21 protein-coding genes are annotated in these 22,390 nt (G+C 62.8%); 12 read left to right on the top strand and 9 right to left on the bottom strand.

Going from position 1 to position 22,390, the window contains the following annotated elements; translation table 11 throughout:
- The gene (locus FX984_RS07135) at nucleotides 1-1,200 is read left to right on the top strand and encodes an HlyD/EmrA/EmrK family protein (RefSeq protein ID WP_027606284.1); all 1,200 of its coding nucleotides are present in this window, start codon (nucleotides 1-3) and stop codon (nucleotides 1,198-1,200) included.
- Nucleotides 1,200-2,729, top strand: a complete 1,530-nt coding sequence (locus tag FX984_RS07130; RefSeq protein ID WP_092357648.1) for a DHA2 family efflux MFS transporter permease subunit — start codon at nucleotides 1,200-1,202, stop codon at nucleotides 2,727-2,729. Before FX984_RS07135 ends, FX984_RS07130 begins: the two co-directional genes overlap by 1 nt.
- 93 nt (nucleotides 2,730-2,822) lie before the next feature.
- Here FX984_RS07130 and lpxH read toward each other — a convergent pair whose 3' ends face one another.
- Together lpxH and FX984_RS07120 are read right to left on the bottom strand one after the other, a co-directional pair.
- A complete protein-coding gene (lpxH, locus tag FX984_RS07125) occupies nucleotides 2,823-3,572 on the bottom strand; it encodes a UDP-2,3-diacylglucosamine diphosphatase (protein ID WP_027606286.1) in 750 nt (249 codons plus the stop codon).
- Nucleotides 3,569-4,072: a peptidylprolyl isomerase gene (locus FX984_RS07120; RefSeq protein ID WP_027606287.1), complete on the bottom strand. Its 504-nt coding sequence runs from the start codon at nucleotides 4,070-4,072 to the stop codon at nucleotides 3,569-3,571. Before FX984_RS07120 ends, lpxH begins: the two co-directional genes overlap by 4 nt.
- Before the next feature lie 249 nt (nucleotides 4,073-4,321).
- Between FX984_RS07120 and FX984_RS07115 the strand changes: the two genes are divergently transcribed.
- On the top strand, nucleotides 4,322-6,022 hold the full coding sequence (locus FX984_RS07115) for a glutamine--tRNA ligase/YqeY domain fusion protein (RefSeq protein ID WP_146477115.1): 1,701 nt from the start codon (nucleotides 4,322-4,324) through the stop codon (nucleotides 6,020-6,022).
- A gap of 20 nt (nucleotides 6,023-6,042) precedes the next feature.
- Entirely contained in the window at nucleotides 6,043-7,431 is a 1,389-nt protein-coding gene (gene cysS / locus FX984_RS07110) for a cysteine--tRNA ligase (protein ID WP_027606289.1), read from the top strand.
- Between the two features lie 389 nt (nucleotides 7,432-7,820).
- Here cysS and FX984_RS07105 read toward each other — a convergent pair whose 3' ends face one another.
- The 7 genes from FX984_RS07105 to FX984_RS07075 all read right to left on the bottom strand — a co-directional run bounded on the left by FX984_RS07105 (nucleotide 7,821) and on the right by FX984_RS07075 (nucleotide 14,914).
- Nucleotides 7,821-8,159 (bottom strand): Na+/H+ antiporter subunit G, encoded by a 339-nt coding sequence (locus FX984_RS07105; RefSeq protein ID WP_027606290.1) that lies wholly within the window; start codon nucleotides 8,157-8,159, stop codon nucleotides 7,821-7,823.
- Entirely contained in the window at nucleotides 8,156-8,434 is a 279-nt protein-coding gene (locus tag FX984_RS07100; protein WP_005789171.1) for a K+/H+ antiporter subunit F, read from the bottom strand. The genes FX984_RS07105 and FX984_RS07100 overlap by 4 nt, the downstream gene beginning before the upstream one ends.
- Nucleotides 8,431-8,919, bottom strand: a complete 489-nt coding sequence (locus FX984_RS07095) for a Na+/H+ antiporter subunit E (protein WP_108572659.1) — start codon at nucleotides 8,917-8,919, stop codon at nucleotides 8,431-8,433. Before FX984_RS07095 ends, FX984_RS07100 begins: the two co-directional genes overlap by 4 nt.
- Entirely contained in the window at nucleotides 8,916-10,598 is a 1,683-nt protein-coding gene (locus FX984_RS07090; RefSeq protein WP_027606292.1) for a monovalent cation/H+ antiporter subunit D, read from the bottom strand. Before FX984_RS07090 ends, FX984_RS07095 begins: the two co-directional genes overlap by 4 nt.
- Nucleotides 10,595-10,939: a Na+/H+ antiporter subunit C gene (locus FX984_RS07085; protein WP_154905343.1), complete on the bottom strand. Its 345-nt coding sequence runs from the start codon at nucleotides 10,937-10,939 to the stop codon at nucleotides 10,595-10,597. The genes FX984_RS07090 and FX984_RS07085 overlap by 4 nt, the downstream gene beginning before the upstream one ends.
- The gene (locus FX984_RS07080; protein WP_027606293.1) at nucleotides 10,939-13,860 is read right to left on the bottom strand and encodes a monovalent cation/H+ antiporter subunit A; all 2,922 of its coding nucleotides are present in this window, start codon (nucleotides 13,858-13,860) and stop codon (nucleotides 10,939-10,941) included. Before FX984_RS07080 ends, FX984_RS07085 begins: the two co-directional genes overlap by 1 nt.
- A 124-nt stretch (nucleotides 13,861-13,984) precedes the next feature.
- Entirely contained in the window at nucleotides 13,985-14,914 is a 930-nt protein-coding gene (locus tag FX984_RS07075; protein ID WP_027606294.1) for a DMT family transporter, read from the bottom strand.
- Between the two features lie 92 nt (nucleotides 14,915-15,006).
- Here FX984_RS07075 and FX984_RS07070 point away from each other — a divergent pair, with 92 nt between their 5' ends.
- The 8 genes from FX984_RS07070 to FX984_RS07035 all read left to right on the top strand — a co-directional run bounded on the left by FX984_RS07070 (nucleotide 15,007) and on the right by FX984_RS07035 (nucleotide 22,373).
- On the top strand, nucleotides 15,007-15,570 hold the full coding sequence (locus FX984_RS07070; protein ID WP_027606295.1) for a helix-turn-helix domain-containing protein: 564 nt from the start codon (nucleotides 15,007-15,009) through the stop codon (nucleotides 15,568-15,570).
- A gap of 154 nt (nucleotides 15,571-15,724) precedes the next feature.
- Nucleotides 15,725-16,921 (top strand): SfnB family sulfur acquisition oxidoreductase, encoded by a 1,197-nt coding sequence (locus tag FX984_RS07065; RefSeq protein ID WP_092357640.1) that lies wholly within the window; start codon nucleotides 15,725-15,727, stop codon nucleotides 16,919-16,921.
- An 11-nt stretch (nucleotides 16,922-16,932) separates the two neighbouring features.
- A complete protein-coding gene (locus FX984_RS07060) occupies nucleotides 16,933-17,259 on the top strand; it encodes an acyl-CoA dehydrogenase (protein WP_027606297.1) in 327 nt (108 codons plus the stop codon).
- Nucleotides 17,259-18,707: an LLM class flavin-dependent oxidoreductase gene (locus tag FX984_RS07055; RefSeq protein WP_092357638.1), complete on the top strand. Its 1,449-nt coding sequence runs from the start codon at nucleotides 17,259-17,261 to the stop codon at nucleotides 18,705-18,707. The genes FX984_RS07060 and FX984_RS07055 overlap by 1 nt, the downstream gene beginning before the upstream one ends.
- Nucleotides 18,708-18,822: 115 nt before the next feature.
- Nucleotides 18,823-19,671 (top strand): AMP-binding protein, encoded by an 849-nt coding sequence (locus tag FX984_RS07050; protein ID WP_027606299.1) that lies wholly within the window; start codon nucleotides 18,823-18,825, stop codon nucleotides 19,669-19,671.
- Nucleotides 19,668-20,438, top strand: coding sequence for an ABC transporter ATP-binding protein (locus FX984_RS07045; protein WP_065940090.1), 771 nt, complete (start codon nucleotides 19,668-19,670; stop codon nucleotides 20,436-20,438). The genes FX984_RS07050 and FX984_RS07045 overlap by 4 nt, the downstream gene beginning before the upstream one ends.
- Entirely contained in the window at nucleotides 20,438-21,319 is an 882-nt protein-coding gene (locus tag FX984_RS07040; protein WP_027606301.1) for a branched-chain amino acid ABC transporter permease, read from the top strand. Before FX984_RS07045 ends, FX984_RS07040 begins: the two co-directional genes overlap by 1 nt.
- 4 nt (nucleotides 21,320-21,323) lie before the next feature.
- Nucleotides 21,324-22,373 carry a branched-chain amino acid ABC transporter permease gene (locus FX984_RS07035; protein ID WP_098479162.1) on the top strand — a complete coding sequence of 350 codons (1,050 nt, stop codon included), beginning with the start codon at nucleotides 21,324-21,326 and terminating at the stop codon, nucleotides 22,371-22,373.
- Nucleotides 22,374-22,390: the final 17 nt, after the last annotated feature.

Below are 22,390 nucleotides of genomic sequence, written 5' to 3'. Positions count from 1 at the left end.
ATGGCCACTGCCGAAAACACCACCGCTACAGAACAACCCAAAGACAACAACCCACGCAAACGCAAGGTCATGCTGATCGGCCTCGCGCTGATCGTCATCCTCGGTGTCGTGGGCGTATGGGGCTGGTATGAATTCTACGGGCGCTTCAACGAGAGCACCGACGACGCCTATGTGAACGGCAACGTGGTGGAAATCACCCCGCTGGTCACCGGCACCGTGGTCAGCATCGGCGCGGACGATGGCGACCTGGTCCACGAAGGCCAGGTGCTGATCAACTTCGACCCCAACGACGCCGCCGTCGGCCTGCAAAGTGCCCAGGCCAACCTGGCCCGCACCGTGCGCCAGGTGCGGGGCTTGTACAGCAACGTCGATGGCATGAAAGCCCAGGTCAACGCACAGAAAGCCGATGTGCAAACTGCCCAGGACAACTTCAATCGTCGCAAGACCCTGGCCCAGGGCGGCGCGATTTCCCAGGAAGAACTGTCCCACGCCCGTGACAGCCTGACCGCTGCGAAAAACGCGCTGACCAACCTTGAGCAGCAACTCAAGACCAGCAATGCGCTGGTGGATGACACCGTGATCTCGTCCCACCCGGACGTGCAGGCCGCCGCCGCGCAACTGCGCCAGGCCTACCTGGCCAATGCGCGCAGCACCTTGATCGCGCCGGTCACCGGCTACGTGGCCAAGCGCACCGTGCAACTGGGCCAGCGCGTGCAGCCGGGTACGGCGTTGATGGCGGTGATCCCGCTGAACCAGCTGTGGATCGACGCCAACTTCAAGGAAACCCAACTGCGCGACATGCGCATTGGCCAGCCGGTGGACATCGAGTCGGACATCTACGGCAGCGACGTGAAATTCAGCGGCACCGTGGATAGCCTTGGCGCCGGCACCGGCAGTGCGTTTGCCCTGCTGCCGGCGCAGAACGCCACCGGTAACTGGATCAAGATCGTGCAACGGGTGCCGGTACGCATCCACATCAATGCCGAAGAACTGGCCAAGCACCCGCTGCGGGTCGGCCTGAGCACTGTCGTCAATGTCGACCTGCATGACCAGAGCGGCCCGGTGCTGGCGCAACAGGCGCCGCAGAAGGCGACCTTCACCACCAACGTGTACGACCGCCAATTGGCCGAGGCTGACGCCATGATCACCGAGTTGATCCATGCCAACAGCATCGCCGCGCCCAAGGCTGTGCAGCGCTGATGAGCAATAACGCCTCCTTCACGCCGCCCAGCCTGTTGATGGCCACCATTGGCCTGTCGCTGGCGACCTTTATGCAGGTGCTCGACACCACCATCGCCAACGTGGCCTTGCCGACCATTTCCGGCAACCTCGGCGTGAGTTCGGAGCAGGGCACCTGGGTGATCACCTCGTTTGCGGTGAGCAACGCCATCGCCTTGCCGCTGACCGGTTGGTTGAGCCGGCGGTTTGGCGAAGTGAAGCTGTTCCTGTGGGCCACCATGCTGTTTGTGCTGGCCTCGTTCCTCTGTGGTATTTCCACTTCGATGCCCGAGTTGATCGGCTTTCGGGTGCTGCAAGGCCTGGTGGCCGGGCCGTTGTACCCGATGACCCAGACCCTGCTGATCGCGGTCTACCCGCCGGCGAGGCGTGGCATGGCCCTGGCGTTGCTGGCGATGGTCACGGTGGTGGCGCCGATTGCAGGGCCGATCCTCGGTGGCTGGATCACTGACAGCTACAGCTGGCCGTGGATCTTCTTTATCAACGTCCCCATCGGCATCTTTGCGGTGATGGTGGTGCGTGCGCAATTGAAGAAGCGCCCGGTGACCACCAGCTACCAGCCGATGGATTACGTCGGGCTGTTGAGCCTGATCGTGGGCGTCGGCGCGTTGCAGATCATCCTCGACAAGGGCAACGACCTGGACTGGTTCGAATCCAACTTCATCATTGTGGGCGCGGCGATTTCGGTGATTGCCCTGGCGGTGTTCATCATCTGGGAAATGACCGACAAGCACCCGGTGGTCAACCTGCGGCTGTTTGCCTACCGTAACTTTCGCATCGGCACGATTGTGTTGATCCTCGGCTACGCGGGCTTCTTCGGCATCAACCTGATCCTGCCGCAGTGGCTGCAAACCCAGATGGGCTACACCGCCACCTGGGCCGGCCTGGCGGTGGCGCCGATCGGCATCCTGCCGGTGCTGATGTCACCGTTCGTGGGCAAGTACGCGCACAAGTTCGACCTGCGCCTGCTGGCGGGCCTGGCGTTCCTGGCGATCGGCTTGAGCTGCTTTATGCGCGCGGGCTTCACCAATGAGGTGGACTTCACCCACATTGCCCTGGTGCAGTTGTTCATGGGCATCGGCGTGGCGCTGTTCTTCATGCCGACCTTGAGCATCCTGATGTCCGACCTGCCACCGCACCAGATTGCCGACGGCGCCGGTCTTGCGACCTTTCTGCGGACCCTGGGCGGCAGCTTTGCGGCCTCGCTGACCACCTGGATCTGGATCCGCCGGGCGGACCAGCACCATGCGTACATGAGCGAGAACATGACCACCTATGACTCGGCCACCCGCGACGCGCTGCAGGCGCTCGGTGGGGCAGGGCACAAGGCCTACGCGCAACTGGACCAGATCCTCACCAGCCAGGCGTACATGATGTCCACCGTGGATTACTTCACGTTGCTGGGGTGGATGTTCATGGGGTTGATGCTGCTGGTATGGCTGGCGAAGCCGCCGTTTACCGCAAAAGCGGGGCCGGCTGCTTCGGGGCACTGATTGGCAAAGACTGAAATGCAATCAAGTGTGGGAGGGGGCAAGCCTCCTCCCACATTTGATCTCTGTTTACATTGGATCAGTGGTGTTTGAGGATCAGGCGCCAGGCAACGCCAGCTGCGGATTGACGAAGTCAAACGCCGCCAACTGAAAGCCTTGCTCGTCCGCCTGCAACGCCCAGCCCTGCTTGTCCCAATCCCCCAGCACAATGCGCTTGGCCGCCTGGTCGCCAATCTGCAGTTTATGGATCGCCGGGCGATGCGTGTGGCCGTGGACCAGGGTGCGCACGCCGAACTGCTGCATCACCCGCGGCACTTCCTCGGGCGTGACATCGACAATGTCGTTGGCCTTCATGCGCGTTTGCGCACGGCTTTCACTGCGCAGCTTGCGCGCCAGCCGATGGCGGGTGCGCAACGGCAGGTGACGCAGGATAAACAGCACGATGGGATTACGCAGGATGCGCCGCAGCTTCATGTAGCCAAGGTCGCGGGTGCAGAGGCTGTCGCCGTGCATCAACAGCACGGGTTCGCCTGCGAGCTGCACGACACTCGGGTCCTTGAGCAAGGTGGCGCCTGCCGCTTTGCAGAACGCCTTGCCGAGCAGGAAGTCGCGGTTGCCATGCATGATAAAAATCGGGGTACCGCTGTCGCTCAGCTCGCGCAGAGCCTCGCAGATCGAACGCTGGAAGGGCGTCATCCCATCGTCGCCAATCCAGGCTTCAAAGAAGTCCCCCAGAATGTACAACGCCTGGGCGCCACGGGCGCGGTTGTGGAGCAGATCCAGAAACGCCCGGGTAATGTCCGGGCGCTCCTCTTCCAGATGCAAATCTGAAATCAGTAATATCACTCAACGATCTCGGCTTTCTCGACGATCACGTCTTCGACCGGAACGTCCTGGTGACCGGCCTTGGAGGTGGTCGACACGCCTTTGATCTTGTCGACTACGTCCTGGCCTTCGGTGACTTTACCGAACACGGCGTAGCCCCAGCCCTGTACGTTCTTGCCGCTGTGGTTCAGGAAGGTATTGTCGGCCACGTTGATGAAGAACTGCGCGGAGGCCGAATGCGGCTCCATGGTACGGGCCATGGCGACGGTGTACTTGTCGTTGGAAAGGCCGTTGTCCGCTTCGTTCTGGATGCTTGGGCGCTTGTCTTTCTTTTCTTTCATGCCAGGCTCGAAACCGCCGCCCTGGACCATGAAGTTACCGATGACACGGTGGAAAACCGTGTTTTCGTAGTGGCCGGCCTTAACGTACTCGATGAAGTTGGCGACGGTGATCGGCGCTTTCTCGGCGTTCAGCTCGATGACGATGTCACCGTGGTTGGTGGTCAGTTTGACTTGAGTCATGTTCACTACTCTTTTCAGGGAATTCGTGGGTTTGGACGCCTGGGGCGCCTTACCTGTCTGGCTAAACGGCGGCCAAGGCGCGCAGTTTAGCGTGCCCGGCAGGAATTTCGAGGTGGTTTTTTACCGCCTGGTTAATTAAAGCAGCAGTTTTTGGTCGTGACCTGTCAGTGTCTTGACAGCATCAGCTATGATATCGCCTTTGTTTTATCTGGCCCCAACCGGCCACGAACCTGTCTGTTCAAGGATCCTATGAGCAAGCCCACTGTCGACCCTACCTCGAATTCCAAGGCCGGACCTGCCGTCCCGGTCAACTTCCTGCGCCCGATCATCCAGGCGGACCTGGATTCGGGCAAGCACACGCAGATCGTCACCCGCTTCCCGCCAGAGCCCAACGGCTACCTGCACATCGGTCACGCCAAGTCGATCTGTGTGAACTTCGGCCTGGCCCAGGAGTTCGGTGGCGTCACGCACCTGCGTTTCGACGACACCAACCCGGCCAAGGAAGACCAGGAATACATCGACGCCATCGAAAGCGACATCAAGTGGCTGGGCTTCGAATGGTCCGGTGAAGTGCGCTATGCCTCCAAATACTTCGACCAGCTGTTCGAATGGGCCGTCGAGCTGATCAAGGCCGGCAAGGCCTACGTCGACGACCTGACCCCCGAGCAGGCCAAGGAATACCGTGGCACCCTGACCGAACCGGGCAAGAACAGCCCGTTCCGCGACCGCTCCGTAGAAGAGAACCTCGACTGGTTCGCCCGCATGCGCGCCGGTGAGTTCCCGGACGGCGCCCGCGTGCTGCGCGCCAAGATCGACATGGCCTCGCCGAACATGAACCTGCGCGACCCGATCATGTACCGCATCCGCCACGCCCATCACCACCAGACCGGCGACAAGTGGTGCATCTACCCGAACTACGACTTCACCCACGGCCAGTCGGACGCCATCGAAGGCATCACCCACTCCATCTGCACCCTGGAGTTCGAGAGCCATCGCCCGCTGTACGAATGGTTCCTCGACAGCCTGCCGGTCCCGGCGCACCCGCGTCAGTACGAATTCAGCCGCCTGAACCTCAACTACACCATCACCAGCAAGCGCAAGCTCAAGCAACTGGTGGATGAAAAGCACGTCAATGGCTGGGACGACCCACGCATGTCGACCCTGTCGGGCTTCCGCCGCCGTGGCTACACCCCGGCGTCGATCCGCAACTTCTGCGAGATGGTCGGCACCAACCGCTCAGACGGTGTGGTCGACTACGGCATGCTCGAGTTCAGCATCCGCCAGGACCTCGACGCGAACGCGCCACGGGCCATGTGCGTGCTGCGTCCGTTGAAAGTCGTGATCACCAACTACCCGCAAGACAAGGTCGACCACCTCGAACTGCCGCGTCATCCGCAGAACGAAGCACTCGGCGTGCGCAAGCTGCCGTTCGCCCGTGAAATCTACATCGACCGCGATGACTTCATGGAAGAGCCGCCAAAAGGCTACAAGCGCCTGGAGCCGAACGGCGAAGTGCGCCTGCGCGGCAGCTACGTGATCCGCGCCGACGAAGCGATCAAGGACGCCGAGGGCAACATCGTCGAACTGCGTTGCTCCTATGACCCGGAAACCCTGGGCAAGAACCCTGAAGGCCGCAAGGTCAAGGGCGTGATCCACTGGGTGCCGGCCGCTGCCAGCATCGAGTGCGAAGTGCGCCTGTACGATCGCCTGTTCCGTTCGCCGAATCCTGAAAAGGCCGAAGACAGCGCCAGCTTCCTCGACAACATCAACCCTGACTCCCTGCAAGTGCTCACCGGTTGTCGTGCCGAACCCTCTTTGGGCGACGCACAGCCGGAAGACCGTTTCCAGTTCGAGCGCGAAGGCTACTTCTGCGCGGATATCAAGGACTCGAAACCTGGTCAGCCGGTATTCAACCGTACCGTGACCTTGCGTGATTCGTGGGGCCAGTGATTCTGTCTTAAGGAACTGTCGTGCTAACGATCTACAACACACTCAGCAAGACCAAAGAAGTCTTCAAGCCGCTGGATGGCAACAAGGTGCGCATGTACGTGTGCGGCATGACCGTGTACGACTACTGCCACATCGGCCACGGCCGCAGCATGGTTGCCTTCGACCTGGTGACCCGCTGGTTGCGTTTCAGCGGCTATGACTTGACCTATGTGCGCAACATCACCGACATCGACGACAAGATCATCAACCGCGCCAACGAGAACGGCGAGTCGTTCGACGCGCTGACCGAGCGCATGATCGCCGCCATGCACGAGGACGAGGCGCGCCTCAACATCCTCAAGCCGGACATGGAACCGCGTGCCACGGACCACATCCCCGGCATGCACGCCATGATCCAGACCTTGATCGACAAGGGTTACGCCTACGCTCCTGGCAACGGCGACGTGTACTACCGCGTCGCCAAGTTCATGGGCTACGGCAAGCTGTCGCGCAAGAAAATCGAAGACCTGCGCATCGGCGCGCGCATCGAAGTCGACGAAGCCAAGCAGGATCCGCTCGACTTCGTGCTGTGGAAAGGCACCAAGCCCGGCGAGCCGAGCTGGGAATCGCCATGGGGCGCCGGGCGTCCGGGCTGGCACATCGAATGCTCGGTGATGTCCACCTGCTGCCTGGGCGAGACCTTCGACATTCATGGCGGCGGCAGCGACCTCGAGTTCCCGCACCACGAAAACGAAATCGCCCAGAGCGAAGCCGCCACCGGCAAGACCTACGCCAACGCCTGGATGCACTGCGGCATGATCCGCATCAATGGCGAGAAGATGTCCAAGTCCTTGAACAACTTCTTTACCATCCGCGACGTGCTGGAAAAGTACCACCCGGAAGTGGTGCGTTACCTGCTGGTGTCCAGCCACTACCGCAGCGCAATCAACTACTCGGAAGACAACCTCAAGGACGCCAAGGGCGCCCTGGAGCGGTTCTACCACGCGTTGAAAGGCCTGCCATCCGTGGCGCCGGCCGGCGGCGAAGCGTTCGTGGCACGCTTCACCGAAGTGATGAACGACGACTTCGGCACACCGGAAGCCTGCGCCGTGCTGTTCGAGATGGTGCGCGAGATCAACCGCCTGCGCGAGAGCGATCTCGACGCAGCGGCGGGCCTGGCGGCGCGCTTGAAAGAACTGGCGAGTGTGCTGGGCGTGTTGCAGATGGAGGCTGATGACTTCCTGCAAGCCGGCGCCGAAGGCCGTGTGGATGCGGCTGAGGTGGATGCGTTGATCCAGGCGCGCTTGGCTGCTCGCACCAACAAGGACTGGGCGGAGTCCGACCGTATCCGTGACCAATTGACCGCGATGGGTGTGGTGTTGGAAGACGGAAAGGGCGGGACGACGTGGCGGTTGGCTGATCAGGCCTGATTGGCAAACGCTGGATGAAAAACGCCCCGACTGGTTCGGGGCGTTTTTTTGCACACTGTTTTAGTGAGCGGCTCACCCGATCCCGTGTGGGAGGGGCGGCGCGACGATTCGACTTGCTCCCGATGGCGGTGGGTCAGCCAACATACCTGTCAACAGTGCCGCCGCCTTCGAAGCCTCGCTAAAGCTCGACATCTCCCACAGGGGATTGGCGGTATCCTTGAGATCTACAGCCGGGCTGCTTTCTACCTGTCAACCGCAATCAAATGTGGGAGGGGGCTTGCTCCCGATAGCGGTGTTTCAGCCAACACCTCTACCAACTGTGCCGCCGCCATCGAAGCCTCGCTAAAGCTCGACATCTCCCACATTTTTAACCGTGTTCGCCTCAGCGCTCAGCGGCGGCTGCTGACCTCGGCCGGTACATCATCACCGGCCATGCGCTTGCGAAACAGCGCCGTACGGGCCAGCAGCAGCGTGGTCACCGGTACGGTGATCGCCAACAAAATCGGAATCAGCCACCCGTGCAGCACCGGCCCGGACTTGAGCACCGAAAAGTAGATAATCGATGCCAGCGCCACGCACCAGGCACCTAATGTCGAGGCCAGCGCCGGCGGGTGCATGCGCTGGAAGAAGTCTTTCATGCGCAGCAAGCCAATCGCGCCGATCAGTGCGAACACGCTGCTCAATACCAGCAGCACCGCGACGACGATTTCCATCCATAACGGCATCATTCAATCACCTCCCCACGCAGCAGGAATTTGGCCAGGGCAAACGAGCCCACGAAGCCGAACAGCGCAATCAGCAGCGCCGCTTCAAAGTAGGTGTCGCTGGCATAGCGAATACCCAGCACCAGCATCATCAGCATCGCCAGAATGTACAGGTAGTCCAGCGCCAGGACCCGGTCCTGGGCCGACGGGCCTTTGAACAGGCGGATCAGGGTCAGCACCATGGCCAGGGAGAACAGGAACAGGCTGAACAGGATCGCATTGGAGAGCAGGGCGCTCATTCGAAGATCTCCATCAGGGGCCGCTCGTAGGTGGTCTTGAAGTGCTCGATAAACGGCGCTTCATCCTCCAGGTCGAATACGTGCAGCAGCAGGATGCTGCGGTCCAGGGCCAGTTCCGACCAGATGGTGCCGGGGACCACGGTGGTGATCATCGACAGGGCGGCGAGGCCATTGGCGTCGCGCAGGTCCAGGGGGATTTTGACGAAGCGCGAACGCGGTGGGCGTGAGCCGCACATCAGCACGCCCCAGGCCACTTGCAGGTTGGAGACGATCACATCGCGGCCGACCAGGAAAAACAGGCGGATGATCACGCCAGGGCGGCGGATGCGGATCGGCAGCGGGCGCAGCGGCGCCATCAGCAGCGGCGCGAGAAAGCCCAGCAGCGCGCCCAGCAGCAGGTTGCCGGGGCTGACGGACAGGTTCAGCACCAGCCACAGCAACCACAACGCGAGGGACAACCATGGGGCAGGCAACAGGCGCTTCATGGTTGAACCTCCAGCGCGGCGGTCTTGGCTTCGGGGCTGGGGACCGGACGCGTGGCCATCACCGCCATCACGTAGTGTTCCGGGTTGTTCAGGCTCTGGGCAGTGGCCTGGGTGTAGCGCATCAGCGGCTCGGCCTTGAAGGTCAGCAGGATGCTCAGGCCCAGCAGGAAGAAGATCGGCACGCACTCATAGCGGCGCAGCAAGGGCGACGGGCGCTCTTCCGGGGTCCAGAAGCGCTGGATACCCAGGCGGGCGAAGGCGATCAGCGAGGCAAGGCCCGAGAGGATCAACAGCGCCACCAACCCCCAGGCCGCGGGACGAATGGGTTCATCCACACTGACACCCAGGCCCAACGGGTTAACCAGCGCACTCAACAAACTCAGCTTGCCGATAAACCCGGACAGCGGCGGCATGCCGATGATCAGCAGGGCGCAGGCGACAAAGCTCAAGCCGAGGAAGGCCATGGTCCAGGGAATCACCTGGCCGACCACGGCTTTCTGCTCGTCATCCAGGTTCACGCCAGGACGCGGATGCAGGGATTCCATGGCCTTGGGCAGTGCGTCGATTTCTTCATCCAGCGGCAGGTCGTTGGCCGAGCGCGAACGCTCGATCAATTCGGCCAGCAGGAACAGCGCACTCAACGCCAGGGTGGAGCTGACCAGATAGAACAGCGCCCCGGCGGTCAGGCTTGGCTGGGCGAAACCAACGGCCGACAGCAGGATCCCGGCCGAGACCAGGATGCTCAAGCTGGCCATGCGCTCGAGCCGCTGCGCCGCCACCATCGCCAGCGCCGCGCAGATGATCGTGGCCATGCCGCCGTACACCAGCCAGTCGCCGCCAAACAACGCCGATGCGCCGGCCTGGCCGGAGAACAACAGGGTCCACAGGCGCAGCACGGTGTACACGCCGACCTTGGTCATGATCGCGAACATCGCCGCCACCGGCGCGCTGGCTGAGGAATAGGCGGGGGCCAGCCAGAAGTTCAGCGGCCACATGCCGGCCTTGGCCAGGAATGCGGTGGCGAGGATCGCCGCACCGGCATGCAGCAGGCCGCGATCCGCCTCGGGAACCAGCGGGATTTTCAGTGCCAGGTCAGCGAAATTCAGCGTGCCGGTCACGCCGTAGATCATCGCCGCGCCGATCAGGAACAGCGACGACGCCAGCAGGTTGATCGCGATGTAATGCAGCCCCGACGACACCCGCGCCCGGCCCGAGCCGTGCAGCATCAAGCCGTAGGACGCCGCCAGCAGCACCTCGAAGAACACGAACAGGTTGAACAGGTCCGCCGTGAGGAACGCGCCGTACAGGCCCATCATCTGGATCTGGAACAGCGCATGGAAACTGGTACCGGCACGGTCCCAACGGGCCATGGCGAACAGCAGCGCGCTCACGCCGATGATCCCGGTGAGCACCAGCATCAGCGCCGAGAGCTGGTCGACCACCAGCACGATGCCGAACGGCACCTGCCAGTTGCCCGGCAGGTACACCCCAATCGAGCCGGGGCCGCCTTTTTGCGTCCAGTACAACAGCAGGATCGCGATGCCCAGGCCAATGACGCTGGAGAACAGGTTGATCCTGGCCTTCAGCGGGCGGCGTTTTTCGCCGAGCATCAGCATCAGCGCGGCGGTGAGCAACGGCAGCAGGATGGGGGCGACGATCAGTTGGTTGACCCAATTCATTCCTTGGGCTCCCGGCCGTCCACATGGTCAGTGCCGGTCAGGCCCCGTGACGCCAGCAGCACCACCGGGAACAACGCGGTCATGGCGAAGCTGATCACGATCGCCGTAAGCACCAGGGCCTGGGGCAGGGGATCGGTGTAATTGAGCAGGTCCTGGGGCACGCCGTCCTTGATGATCGGCTCCTTGCCGATAAACAGGCTGCCCATGCTGAAAATGAACAGGTTGACCCCGTACGACAACAGGCACAGGCCCATCACCACCTGGAACGTCCGTGGCCGCAGGATCAACCAGACGCCGGAGGCCGCCAGGACCCCAATGGCAATTGCGATGACTTCTTCCATCAGGCGGCTCCTTCGGTGGCGGCGACTACTTTGGCCTGGTTGCTCGGTTTATGCGCACGCACCGACTGGTGGCCGAGGGCGGTGAGCATCAGCAGCGTCGAGCCGACGACCATGGCGTATACGCCCACATCGAAGAACAACGCGCTGGCAACATGAATATCGCCCAGCAGCGGCAGGCTGAAATGCCAGGTATGGGTGGTGAGGAACGGGTAGCCGACAAACAACGCGCCGATCCCGGTCAGCGTCGCCGAGAACAGGCCGAAGCCCATCCAGCGCATCGGCCGCAGGCTCATCTGCGCCTCGACCCACTGGGTACCGGCAACCATGTACTGCAGGATAAACGCCACCGACATCACCAGGCCGGCGACAAACCCGCCGCCCGGTTGGTTGTGGCCGCGCATGAACAGGTAGAACGACACCACCAGCGCAATCGGCAGCAGCAGGCGCACCAGCACCGCCGGCACCATCATGAAGCCCAGGGCGGTGTCGCTGGCCTGGCGCGGGTTGACTAGGTCGGTGGCCACGTCCGGCGCCAGTTGACGCTGCTGTGGCGGCAGCTCCATGCTTTCCTTGGACGGGCGGAAACGACGCAGCAGGGCATACACCGTCAGCGCCACGGCGCCGAGCACGGTGATTTCGCCGAGGGTATCGAAGCCCCGGAAGTCCACCAGCATCACGTTCACCACATTGCTGCCACCGCCCTCGGGCAGGGCGCGGCTCAAGTAGAACGAGGAAATATCGTTGGGCGTCTGGCGCGTCAGCATCGCATAGGACAGCAGCGCCATGCCGCCGCCTACCACGGTGGAGAGCAGGAAGTCGCGCAGACGACGGATGCGCGCCTTGCGCAGCGAACTGGGCAGTGGCGAGACTTCTTCGATCCGCCGTGGCAGCCAGCGCAGGCCGAGCAGGATCAGTACGGTGGTGACCACTTCCACCACCAACTGGGTCAGCGCCAGGTCCGGCGCCGAGAACCACACGAAGGTGACGCAGGTCATCAGGCCGCACACGCTGACCATGGTCAGGGCCGCGAGCCGGTGGTACTTGGCTTGCCAGGCGGCGCCCAGGGCACAGGCAATCGCCAGCAGCCACAGGGTGACGAACACGATGGAGCCCGGGATCTTCGGGCGGTCGCCCCAGCTGAGGCCGCTGTTGAGCATCGGGATCATGGCGCCGATCACCGCGACGATCACCAACAGGAACAATTGGGTCTGCAGGCGCTTGGTGCTGATGCGTTTCTCGATCCTGCGCACGCCGCGCATCATCACCACCAGGCTGCGCTCGAAGCCGCGCTTGCCGTTGAAGTAGCTGATGACCGGCGGGTACTTGAAACGCCCGCGCTTCAGTTGTTTGCGTAGCAGCAGGTAGAGCACCACGCCACCGGACATGGCCACCAGGCTCATGATCATCGGTGCATTCCAGCCATGCCAGATCGCCAGGCTGTATTCCGGCAGCACGCCGCCGACCACCGGCAGCGCCGCAGCGGCGAGGATCGAACCGACCACCTGGGCCGGGAAGATGCCCACCAGCAGGCAGGTGAATACCAGCAGCTCAACCGGGGCACGCATCCAGCGCGGGGGTTCGTGAGGCGTGTGGGGCAGGTCGGTGGCGGGCGGGCCGAAGAACACATCCACGGTAAAGCGCAGGGCGTAGGCCACGCTGAACGTACCGGCGATGGTCGCGATCAGGGGCAGGGCGATTTCCACCCATTGGGTCGATGAGATAAACACGGTTTCAGCGAAGAACATCTCTTTGGACAGGAAACCGTTGAGCAACGGTACGCCGGCCATGGATGCGCTGGCCACCATCGCCAGGGTCGCGGTAAACGGGATCAGGCGCACCAGGCCACTGAGCTTGCGGATGTCCCGCGTGCCGCTTTCGTGGTCGATGATGCCCGCCGCCATGAACAGCGAGGCCTTGAAGGTGGCGTGGTTGAGGATATGGAACACCGCGGCGACGGCGGCCAGCGGGCTGTTGAGGCCCAGCAGCAGGGTGATCAGCCCGAGGTGGCTGATGGTGGAATAGGCTAAAAGGCCTTTGAGATCATTCTGGAACATGGCGCAGTAAGCGCCGAGGAGGAGGGTCAGGGCGCCGGCACCGCCGACGATCCAGAACCATTCTTCGCTGCCGGACAGCGACGGCCACAGGCGGGCCAGCAGGAACACGCCGGCCTTCACCATCGTCGCCGAGTGCAGATAGGCAGACACCGGGGTCGGTGCAGCCATGGCGTGGGGCAGCCAGAAATGGAACGGAAACTGCGCGCTTTTGCTCAGGGCGCCGATCAGCACCAGCGCGAGCATCACCGGGTACAGCGAATGCGCGCGGATCTGCTCGCCGGCGGCCAGCACCTGGTCCAGGTCATAGCTGCCGACGATATGTCCCAGCAGCATCACGCCCGCCAGCAGGCACAAGCCGCCAGCGCCGGTGACCATCAAGGCCATGTACGCACCACGACGCGCATCGGCGCGATGGTGCCAGTAGCCGATCAACAGGAACGAGAACAGGCTGGTCAGTTCCCAGAAGAACACGATCTGGATCAGGTTGCCGGAAATCACCAGCCCGAGCATGGCGCCCATGAAGGCCAGGAAAAACGCGAAGAAACGCGGCACCGGATCGTCCGGCGACATGTAGTAGCGCGCATACAGCGACACCAGCGCGCCGATGCCGAGCACCAGCATCGAGAACAACCAGGCGAACCCATCCATGCGCAGCACGAAGTTCAGCCCAAGGCTGGGCAACCACATGAATTCTTCGCGGATCACGCCACCGTGGGCGATCTGGGGGTAGAGCAGGGCGACTTGAACGGTTCCGACCAGGGCCACAAGGCCAGCCAGCAGGGATTCGGTGTTACGTGCATTGTGCGGCAGCAAGGCCGCCAGACAGCTGCCGATAAAAGGCAGAAGCAGTAGAACTATCAGGGACATAGGCTTCTAATCTGCGGGAGTTTGGGATGCATCATACGTGCCGCTTTGTCGATCACCAAACGGCAACATGTGGCAGGATCCTACAAAGTAGGTCGAAAACTCCCGTTTGGCATTGTTTCGGACCCTAGCCCTGTTGCTCCTGTTCCCGCTCATCCTGCAACTCGATGGCCTTTTGCCCTTTTGTCTTGATCTCACTCACAATCACCGCCACCACAATCAACGCCGCCCCCAGCATGGCAATCGGCGGGAATCGCTCGCCGGCGATCCGCCCGACTACCCCGGCCCACACCGGCTCACCGGCATAGATCAATGTGGCCCGTGTCGGCGAAACGCTTTGCTGCGCCCAATTCATGGCGACCTGGATCACCGCACTGGTCAGGCCCAGGCCCACGGCGCTGAACAGCAGCAGCCAGGAGAACCCCGGCAGTGCCTCGCCCATCGGCACCACCATCAAAAACGACAGCAGCGACGCCGTCGCCAGTTGCACCACCGTCACCCGGCGTACGTCCACTTGCCCGGCGAACGCACTGATCAAAATGATTTCCGCCGCTATCGCCACGGCACCGATCAGGGTGGCGATTTCCCCGGGGCTGAAATTCAGCGAAGCCCCGGCGGGACCGGTCAACAACATCAACCCGGCAAACGCCAGCATGATGCCGATGCTTGGCATCAACCCCGGGCGCCGGCCCAGCACAAGCCATTGCAGCAGCGGCACGAACGGCACATACAGCGCGGTAATGAACGCCGACTGGCTGCTCAGGATCGTCTGCAGGCCAATGGTCTGCAGGCCGTAGCCGAACATGATCGCCACGCCGATGAACACGCCTGCCTTCAGCTCGAACAACGTCAGGTCGCGCAGGGTACGCAAGGAAAAGAACCCGACCACAATCGCCGCCGCCGCAAAGCGCAGGCCCACGAAAAACATCGGTCCGCTGACAGTCATGGCATGCTGCACCAGCAAAAACGTGCCGCCCCAGATCATGGTGATAAACACCAGGATGCACTCGGCTTTACTGAAACGGTGGAAACGCGAGGGGGAGTTCGGCGTGGTCATGGCGGCTCGGTCTTGCAAGGGAAAGGCACGGACCGCACAATGCGCCGCACGCTGGGCAGTATACTGCGCACACCCACCCATTGAGCAATATAGTGCACAAAGAAAATCCACAACGGGCCTCGGTCCTGCAGCACGTCAGCCAGAACGTTCGTCGCCTGCGCCACGCCGCCGACCTGAGCCAGACTGCGCTCTCGGAAAAGTCCGGGGTCAGCCGGCGCATGCTGGTGGCCATCGAGGCCGGGGAAAAGAACGTCAGCCTGTCCACCCTCGACCGTGTGGCCGAAGCGTTGGATGTGGCGTTCAGCGACCTGATCCAGGCGCCGGATGTGCGCGATCACAGCCGCATCAACGAACTGGCCTGGGCGGGGGAAATCGACGGCAGCAAGGCGGTGTTGCTGGCCAAGGCCACGGCGCGGCGCGAGGTCGAGTTATGGGAGTGGCGTCTTGAACCCGGTGATCGCTATTGCCCGGACCCCGACCTGGAGGGGTGGAGCGAGCAACTGTTCGTCTTCGAGGGCAGCCTGACGTTGGTGGTCGGCGAGCAGGAAAATACCATCGGTGCCGGCGAATTCTTCATGTTCGCCAGCCACCAGCCCCATGCCTATCGCAATGACGGCCAGGTCGCCGTGCGCTTTGTGCGCAATGTGGTGATCTAACTGTTTGCCAGCCAACAGTGGATGCACACTTTGCTGGTTTGAAACTGCGGTTGTACGCCTGTTTACGCGGCAACCGGCTGATTTTACTGACGATTAAATTCAGGCACGACTCCTGCAAACACTCCAGTATCCCCTCGGAGCCTGGAGTCGGCCCATGTCTGCCCACCCTCAACAACCTGCCCATATCATCCGCTCGGACGCGGAGGCCATCGAGGTCGCCAAGCGCCTGGCCGAACGCTTTGCCGTCGACGCCAGCGCGCGCGACCGTGAGCGGCGCCTGCCGGTGGCCGAACTGGACGAGTTTTCCGCCAGCGGCCTGTGGGGCATCACCGTTCCCAAGGCCTATGGCGGCGCCGGGGTGTCCTATGTGACGGTGGCCGAGGTGATCAAGTTGATCTCCGCCGCCGACCCGTCATTGGGGCAAATCCCGCAGAACCACCTGGGCGTGGTGGACATCCTGCTGCAAACCGCCACCGAGGAACAAAAACGCCACTACTTTGGCAAAGTCCTGGCGGGTTATCGCTTTGGTAACGCCTTCTCCGAGGCCAAGAGCAAAAACGCCGGCACCTTCGACACGCAGATTCGCTTCCACGGCGACACCGCGCAGATCAACGGCGAGAAGTTCTACTGCACCGGCGCGCTGTTCGCCCATATCGTGCCCACCGTGGGTAATAACGAAAAGGGCCAGGCGTTCATCGGCCTCGTCGAGCGCGATGCGCCAGGCCTGACCGTGATCGACAACTGGGACGGTTTCGGCCAGCGCACCACCGCCAGCGGCGGCGTGACCCTCGACGGCGTGAGCGTGCCCTTGAGCGCGGTGATTCCCGCCCACCTGGCGTTTGACCAGCCCACGGCCGACGGGCCGATTTCGCAAATCATCCAGGCAGCTGTGGACACCGGCATTGCCGTCGGCGCCCTTGAACAGGCAAAAATCTTCGCGCGCCAGGCCCGTCCGTGGATCGACAGCCAGCAGGATCACGGTTGGCAGGACCCGTTCACCATCGCCGCCATCGGCGACCTGGAGTGGCGTGTGCACGGCACCGAAGCGATCCTCGCCAAGGCCGGCCTCGCCGTCGACCGGGCCCTTGCCGAACCGAATGAAGACACCGTCGCCCAGGCTTCACTGGTGGTCGCCCAGGCCAAGGTCCTGTCGGCCGAAACCGCGTTGCTCGCCAGCAGCAAACTCTTCGAACTGGCCGGCACCCGCTCGGTCACCGCCAAGCACAACCTCGACCGCTTCTGGCGCAATGCGCGGACCCACACCCTGCACGACCCGGCCCGCTGGAAATACCACCTGATCGGCAATTTCGTGCTCAACGGCGTCAAGCCTGCGCGCCACGCCTGGAACTGAGGACCTGACCCATGACCGCACTGACCCTCGCACGCCAATTGCTGGACAGCACCCGTCGCCACGTCGCAAAAAGCGACGACCCCTACGTGATCAGCCGCTTCGGCGATTGGCAGATTCGCGTGGATGTAGCAGCCGCCTTGCTGGAACGCGCCGAAACCGATCCAAGCCCGGTCGCCGTCACTGAAGCGCAGATCGCCGCCGCCGAAGCCTTGCTCTTTGCCAGCAACACCGAATTCGAACTGACCGGCCAACGCACCGCGCTGCCACCGACCCTGGATGACCCGTTGCGCTGGAAATACCAGGTCGTCGGCAACTACCACCTCAACGGAGTGCTGTGATGTCCCGTGAAATCCGCTTGAACGCTTTTGACATGAACTGTGTCGGCCACCAATCGCCGGGCCTGTGGGCGCATCCGCGCGATCGCTCGTGGCAGTACAAGGACCTTGAGTACTGGACCGACCTGGCGAAGATCCTTGAGCGCGGCAAGTTCGACGGCCTGTTTATCGCCGACGTGCTGGGCATCTACGACGTGTACAACGGCAACGGCGACGCGGCGATTCGCCAGGCGACCCAGGTGCCGGTCAACGATCCGTTGTCGCTGATCGCACCCATGGCGCTGGTTACCGAGCACCTGGGTTTTGGCCTCACCGCATCGCTGTCGTTCGAGCACCCGTATCCGTTTGCCCGCCGTCTCTCGACCCTCGACCACCTGACCAAGGGCCGCATCGGCTGGAACATCGTCACCTCCTACCTGGAAAGCGGCGCCAAGAACCTTGGCCAGAAAGCCCAGACCGAACACGACGCCCGCTACGACTATGCCGAGGAATACCTGGAGGTCTGCTACAAACTCTGGGAAGGCAGTTGGGAAGAGGGCGCGGTACTGCGCGACCGTGAACGTCGGATCTTCAGCGACCCGAGCAAGATCCACGAGATCCGCCACGTCGGCAAACACTTCCAGGTGCCCGGCATCCACCTGTGCGAACCCTCGCCGCAGCGCACCCCGGTGCTGTACCAGGCCGGTGCCTCCAGCCGTGGCAAGCAGTTCGCCGCCGAGCAGGCCGAATGCGTGTTCGTTGCCGCGCCGTCCAAGGTGCTGCTGAAAAAGACCGTCGCCGACATCCGCCGCCGTGCGGCCGAAGCCGGACGCGACCCGAAGAAAATCCTGATTTTCAACTTGCAGACCGTGATCGTTGACGAGACCGACGCCAAGGCCAAGGCCAAATTCGACGAATACAAATCCTACGCCAGTTATGAAGGCGCGATGGCGCTGATCTCCGGCTGGACCGGGATCGATTTCAGCCAGTTCAAGCCGGATGAACCGCTCAAGCACGTGCACACCAATGCGATTCAATCGGCGGTGGAAGCTTTCTCCACGGCGGATCCGAACAAGGTCTGGACCCCCAGCGAACTGGCCGATTGGGTCGGTATCGGCGGCTTTGGCCCGCTGTTCGTCGGCGGCCCGGAGACCGTGGCGGACCTGTTGCAGGAGTGGGTCGAAGAGACCGACGTGGACGGATTCAACCTCGCCTATGCGCTGACCCATGAAACCTTTGTCGACGCCGTCGAATGGCTGGTACCGGAGTTGCAGAAGCGCGGCGTGTACAAGACCGAATACGCCCAGGGCACGTTGCGCGAGAAGTTGTTTGGCGATGGTGCAAGGTTGGGCGCGAACCACCCTGGCGCGGGCTACCGCAATTTATCTGGGATACAAAAAACCAATGTGGGAGGGGCGGTGCGACGATTCGACTTGCCCCCGATAGCGGTGGCTCAGTCAAAGGTGTTCTAACTGATCCACCGCCATCGGGAGCAAGTACCGCCCCTCCCACAGTTGTCCTGTGTCGATCCAAATAATCAAGCCAGCGGACCACCGCACGCACACCCCCCAATAGGAGCAACCCCCTATGAGCGTGCACGAACCAACGGCCCTCCTGGAACACCTGAGCCACTGGGCGCAACTCACACCGTTGCACATCGCCCTGCGCCACAAGCGCCAGGGCCAGTGGTACGCCTGGCGCTGGATCGACACCTTGCGCGATGTCGAACGCCTGGCCGATGGTTTGCGCCAGCAAGGTTTCGATCAACAGTCACGCTTGGTGCTCAGCGGCGCCTTTGAGCCGAACCTGCTGTTGCTGGCGTTGGCGGCCCATTCCGTCGGTGCACAGGTGCTGACGCTGGCCGATAACCTCGAGCCGCAGGCCTTGGAGCAACAGCTGTGGCGTATTCATCCCAGCCACGCCTACGTTCAAGGTCGCCAGCGCGATTGGACCTTCACCCAGCGGTTGGATTTCGCCCAACTGCTCGGCCCCGTGGACCCGGCGCAACACCTGCAGCGCTGGTGGCAGCCCGCCGGTGAAACCGCGTTGTGGAGCGAGGAGGGCACCCACTGGCAAGGCGGCCTGGCGGTGGTGCTGGAGCAGTGGCTGAGCAGCGGCCACGGCCTGGCCTTCCCGGAAAGCCTGGCCTCGGCGCGACGTGATCGCAGCGAAGTCGCGCCCACCGGCCTGCTGCTGTCGCCCGCCCGTTTGCTGCACCTGGCCGACGAGATCGAAAGCCGCCTGCCACCCCACGGCACCTGGCGTCGACGCCTGTGTGACTGGGCCATTGCCCACCCGCACAGCGGCCTGCGCCGCCTGCTGAAAAACCGCGTGCGCACACTGTTGGGCTTCCAGCGCCTGGCCTATATCTGGCAGCCCCTCAAATCCAATGCCGAGCCGACGTGGCTCGCCGAATTCAAACGGGAACGTGCATGAGCCAAGCCATTCTCCAGGTGCGGGACATCTCGCTGTCGTTCAAGGGCGTCAAGGCGATCAATGGGCTGTCGTTCGAGGTGGCGCGCGGGGAAATCTGCGCGTTGATCGGGCCCAACGGTGCCGGCAAGAGTTCATTGCTCAACGTCCTCAACGGCGTGTATCGCTTCGATGCCGGCGAGATCGTGTTCGAGGCGCAGCATTTCCAGCGTATCGACCCGCTGGGCGCCGCGCGTCGAGGCATTGGCCGTACCTTCCAGAACAACGCCCTGTTCAAGAAAATGAGTGTGCTCGACAACATCCTCACCGGCCTGTCGCGGCATATGCGCACCAGCTTTATCGAACAGGCCCTCGGCTTGCCCCGCGCACGCCGTGAAGCCGAAGCCTTCCGACTGCGGGCCCAGGGCATCCTCGAGTTCCTGGAGCTGCAAGCCTACCGCGATGTGCTGGTGGGCAACCTGTCCTATGGCCTGCAAAAGCGTGTGGAGCTGGGCCGTGCATTGATCGCCGGGCCCAGCCTGTTGCTGCTGGACGAACCCATGGCCGGCATGAACGCCGAGGAAAAACAGGAAATGGCGCGCTTTGTCGCCGACGTGAACCGCGACCTCGGCACCACCGTGGTGTTGATCGAACACGACATGGGCGTGGTCATGGGGCTGTCCGACCATGTGGTGGTGCTCGACTACGGGCGCAAGGTCGGCGACGGCACCCCTGCCGAGGTGCAGGCCAATCCCGAGGTGATCGCGGCCTACCTGGGAGTGACGCACTGATGACGTTCTTCTTCGAAACCCTGCTCGGCGGCCTGCTCGCCGGCACCATGTATTCCCTGGTCGCGATCGGCTTCGTGCTGATCTACAAGGCCAGCGGCGTGTTCAATTTTGCCCAGGGCTCGATGCTGCTGTTTGCCGCGCTGACCTTCGTCAGCCTGCACGACCAGGGCGTGCCGTTTGCCCTGGCGTTGCTGTTGACGGTGATCGTGATGATCGTCGGCGCCTTGCTCATCGAGCGCCTGGTGCTGCGGCCGCTGGTGAACCGCTCGCAGATCACGTTGTTCATGGCGACGCTGGGCCTGTCGTTCATTATCGAAGGCCTGGCCCAGGGCGTGATGGGCTCGCAGGTGCGCGCCCTGGACCTGGGCATCGACGATGTACCGCTGTTCGTCGGGCCGCTGATGCTCAGCCAGTTCGACCTGATCGCCGCGGCCGTGGCCGTGGTGCTGGTGACGGTGCTGGCGCTGCTGTTCAACAAGACCCGTATCGGCGTGTCGCTGCGCGCGGTGGCGGATGACACCACGGCGGCGCTGTCCATCGGCATCAACCTCAACCGCATCTGGCAGATCGTCTGGGCGGTGGCCGGCATCGTCGGGCTGGTGGCGGGGTTGTTGTGGGGGGCGCGCCAGGGCGTGCAGTTTTCGCTGTCGCTGGTGGTGCTCAAGGCCTTGCCGGTGTTGATCATCGGCGGCTTCACCTCGATTGGCGGGGCGATTGTCGGCGGGCTGATTGTCGGCGCTGCGGAGAACCTCGCCGAGGTGTATATCGGCCCGCTGATCGGTGGTGGTATCACGCCGTGGTTCGCCTATGTCCTGGCGTTGTCCTTCCTGTATATCCGTCCCGCCGGCCTGTTCGGCGAGCGCGCCATCGAGCGAGTCTGAAAGCATGTCGATCCCTGTTGCTGAACACACCGCCCCCTTGCTGCTGGTCCAGCGGCGCGTGCCCTGGAGCCTGCTCGGCCTGCTGGCGCTGGCGTTTATCGTGGTGCCGCTGTGGGGCAATGACTATTGGCTCAACGCGATCCTCATCCCGTTCCTGGTGCTGTCCCTGGCCGGGCTGGGCCTGAATTTACTCACCGGCTATACCGGGCAAACCTCGGTGGGCGCAGCCGGCTTCATGGCGGTTGGGGCGTTCGCCACCTATGGGTTTTTACTGCGCCTGCCTGAGCTGGGCCTGCCGGTGGCGCTGCTCGGCGGTGGGATCATCAGCGCCGTGGTCGGGTTGCTGTTTGGCTTGCCCAGCTCGCGGATCAAGGGCTTCTACCTGATGGTCACCACGCTGGCCGCGCAGTTTTTCCTGGAGTGGCTGTTCGTCAAATTCCCCTGGTTCTACAACTACGGCTCGTCCGGGACCATTTCGGCACCGAAGCTGGCGTTGTTCGGCCATGACCTCAACACGCCGCTGGGCCGCTACTGGCTGACCCTGGTCACGGTGCTGTTGTTGACCTGGGCCGCGGTCAACCTGGTGCGCAGCCAGGTGGGCCGCAACTGGATGGCGATCCGCGACATGGACACCGCCGCCGCCGTGGTCGGTATCCCGGTGGTGCGCTACAAGCGCCTGGCGTTTGCGGTCAGCTCGTTCTACCTCGGCATCGCCGGCGCGTTGTGGGCGTTTGCCTACCTGGGCACGGCCAGCGCCAGCAGCTTCGATATCAACCGCTCCTTCCAGATCCTGTTCATCATCATTATCGGCGGCATGGGCAGCATTGCCGGCAACTTCGTCGGCGCGGCATTCATCAGTTTGCTGCCGATCTTCCTCAGCCATGCCGGGCAGGCGTTGTTCGGTGGCTCGGTGGACGCGGGGCAGTTGCAAAACCTGCAGAAAATCATTTTTGGCGTGTTGATCATCGTGTTCCTGATCAAGGAGCCCGAGGGCTTGATTCGCCTGTTGTACAACCTCCGTGACCGGCTGCGTCAGTGGCCCCTACGTTTCTGACTGAATAAGAGAATCCC

The organism is Pseudomonas marginalis (genome assembly GCF_008692035.1).
In the GTDB taxonomy this organism is placed as follows: domain Bacteria; phylum Pseudomonadota; class Gammaproteobacteria; order Pseudomonadales; family Pseudomonadaceae; genus Aquipseudomonas; species Aquipseudomonas marginalis.
This window is presented reverse-complemented; position numbering and strand designations above follow the sequence as displayed.

Coding starts and splice junctions, on each gene's coding strand:
- FX984_RS07135 (WP_027606284.1), top strand. CDS start 1: ATGGCCACTGCCGAAAACACCACCGCTACAGAACAACCCAAAGACAAC.
- FX984_RS07130 (WP_092357648.1), top strand. CDS start 1,200: ATGAGCAATAACGCCTCCTTCACGCCGCCCAGCCTGTTGATGGCCACC.
- FX984_RS07120 (WP_027606287.1), bottom strand. CDS start 4,072: ATGACTCAAGTCAAACTGACCACCAACCACGGTGACATCGTCATCGAG.
- FX984_RS07115 (WP_146477115.1), top strand. CDS start 4,322: ATGAGCAAGCCCACTGTCGACCCTACCTCGAATTCCAAGGCCGGACCT.
- FX984_RS07105 (WP_027606290.1), bottom strand. CDS start 8,159: ATGATGCCGTTATGGATGGAAATCGTCGTCGCGGTGCTGCTGGTATTG.
- FX984_RS07100 (WP_005789171.1), bottom strand. CDS start 8,434: ATGAGCGCCCTGCTCTCCAATGCGATCCTGTTCAGCCTGTTCCTGTTC.
- FX984_RS07095 (WP_108572659.1), bottom strand. CDS start 8,919: ATGAAGCGCCTGTTGCCTGCCCCATGGTTGTCCCTCGCGTTGTGGTTG.
- FX984_RS07090 (WP_027606292.1), bottom strand. CDS start 10,598: ATGAATTGGGTCAACCAACTGATCGTCGCCCCCATCCTGCTGCCGTTG.
- FX984_RS07085 (WP_154905343.1), bottom strand. CDS start 10,939: ATGGAAGAAGTCATCGCAATTGCCATTGGGGTCCTGGCGGCCTCCGGC.
- FX984_RS07080 (WP_027606293.1), bottom strand. CDS start 13,860: ATGTCCCTGATAGTTCTACTGCTTCTGCCTTTTATCGGCAGCTGTCTG.
- FX984_RS07075 (WP_027606294.1), bottom strand. CDS start 14,914: ATGACCACGCCGAACTCCCCCTCGCGTTTCCACCGTTTCAGTAAAGCC.
- FX984_RS07065 (WP_092357640.1), top strand. CDS start 15,725: ATGTCTGCCCACCCTCAACAACCTGCCCATATCATCCGCTCGGACGCG.
- FX984_RS07060 (WP_027606297.1), top strand. CDS start 16,933: ATGACCGCACTGACCCTCGCACGCCAATTGCTGGACAGCACCCGTCGC.
- FX984_RS07055 (WP_092357638.1), top strand. CDS start 17,259: ATGTCCCGTGAAATCCGCTTGAACGCTTTTGACATGAACTGTGTCGGC.
- FX984_RS07050 (WP_027606299.1), top strand. CDS start 18,823: ATGAGCGTGCACGAACCAACGGCCCTCCTGGAACACCTGAGCCACTGG.
- FX984_RS07045 (WP_065940090.1), top strand. CDS start 19,668: ATGAGCCAAGCCATTCTCCAGGTGCGGGACATCTCGCTGTCGTTCAAG.
- FX984_RS07040 (WP_027606301.1), top strand. CDS start 20,438: ATGACGTTCTTCTTCGAAACCCTGCTCGGCGGCCTGCTCGCCGGCACC.
- FX984_RS07035 (WP_098479162.1), top strand. CDS start 21,324: ATGTCGATCCCTGTTGCTGAACACACCGCCCCCTTGCTGCTGGTCCAG.